We start from the raw sequence: 1,553 nt of genomic DNA on the forward strand, positions 1-1,553 counted from the left end.
CCGACCCGCGCATCTATGAGAAAGTCGCGCGGATCCCGCCCGGTCAGACGCTGGACCAGAGCGAGGCGTTCCTGCGCGCTGTCATTCAGGGGCGCGACCTCGATACAGATCACGTCTTTGCGATGGAGCTCGCTGGCGCGCTGATTGGCGTCATGGGCGCGCACCGCAAGGGGGCGGGCGAGCCATTCGAGATCGGCTATTGGGTCGCGCCGGACCATTGGGGAAGCGGCCTGGCGACAGAGGCTGCCCGCGCGCTCATTGCCTGGCTCGATGCGCGCGGCGATGGCGGCGAGATCGTTTCCGGCCACTTCGCGGACAATCCCGCCTCAGGCCGCGTGCTGGAAAAGCTCGGCTTCGTCGCCGACCGCGAAGCGCCGGTCTATTGCCTTGGCCGCGATGCCCATATCGACCACATCTTCATGGTCAGGCGGGCCAAGGCGCAGTAAGGACACTCCATGAAATTCCTCGACCAGACAAAGATCTACATCAAGGCCGGCGATGGCGGGCGCGGAAGCTCATCCTTCCGGCGCGAAGCCTATGTCGAGTTCGGCGGCCCCGATGGCGGCGATGGCGGGCGCGGCGGCCATGTCTGGGCCGAAGCGGTCGAGGGGCTGAACACGCTGATCGATTACCGCTACCAGCAGCACCACAAGGCCGAACGCGGCGGGCATGGCATGGGCAAGCAGCGCCATGGCCGGGGCGGGGCCGACAAGGTCATCAAGCTGCCCGTCGGCACGCAGATCTTCGAGGAAGACCGCGAGACGATGATCGCCGACCTCACAGAAGTCGGCCAGCGCGTCATGCTCGCCAAGGGCGGCAATGGCGGCTGGGGCAATCTGCACTTCAAGTCTTCGACCAATCGCGCCCCGCGCCGCGCCAATCCCGGCGAGGAAGGCGAGGAGCGGACGATCTGGCTGCGCCTCAAACTGATCGCCGATGCCGGCCTGCTCGGCCTGCACAATGCCGGCAAGTCGACCTTCATGCGCGCGGCCACCGCGGCCAAGCCAAAGGTCGCGGACTATCCGTTCACGACGCTGCATCCCGGCCTCGGTGTGGTCGATCTTGGCCCCGGCACGCGCTTTGTGCTGGCCGATATTCCAGGCCTGATCGAGGGCGCAGCAGAAGGCGCAGGCCTCGGCCACCGCTTCCTCGGCCATGTCGAGCGCTGCAAGGTGCTCCTGCATCTGGTTGACTGTACGCAGGACAATATCGGCGAGGCCTGGCGCACCATCCGCAAGGAGCTCGAAGACTATGAGATCGAGATGGCGGGCAAGCCGGAAATCGTTGCGCTGACCAAGATTGACGCGCTGACCGAAGAGATGGTCGACGAGCAGGCCGCCGAGCTGAAAGCCGTTTGCGGCCACGAACCGCTGCGCATCTCATCTGTCGCAGGCACGGGCGTGCGCAAGGCGCTCGGTCTGGTCGCCAGGGAACTTGGCCAGCTCGACGATCTTGAAGCCGAAGAGGACGAGGCCGACGAGGAAGGCTGGCAGCCCTGATGGAGCAGGCGCTGGGGGACGCTCGCCGGATTGTCATCAAGACCGGCTCTGCGC

At 66.0% G+C, this 1,553-nt stretch carries 2 protein-coding genes; both read left to right on the forward strand.

Annotation, left to right across the window (positions count from 1 at the left end; translation table 11 throughout):
• Positions 1 to 446 (forward strand): GNAT family N-acetyltransferase (locus WA989_RS17650; protein ID WP_424341787.1); only part of this gene is annotated, 446 nt, incomplete at its 5' end.
• Positions 447 to 455: 9 nt separating this feature from the next.
• The gene (obgE, locus tag WA989_RS17655; RefSeq protein WP_424341788.1) at positions 456 to 1,499 is read left to right on the forward strand and encodes a GTPase ObgE; all 1,044 of its coding nucleotides are present in this window, start codon (positions 456 to 458) and stop codon (positions 1,497 to 1,499) included.
• Positions 1,500 to 1,553 lie beyond the last annotated feature (54 nt).

It is taken from the genome of Henriciella sp., assembly GCF_049649345.1.
Taxonomy (GTDB): domain Bacteria; phylum Pseudomonadota; class Alphaproteobacteria; order Caulobacterales; family Hyphomonadaceae; genus Henriciella.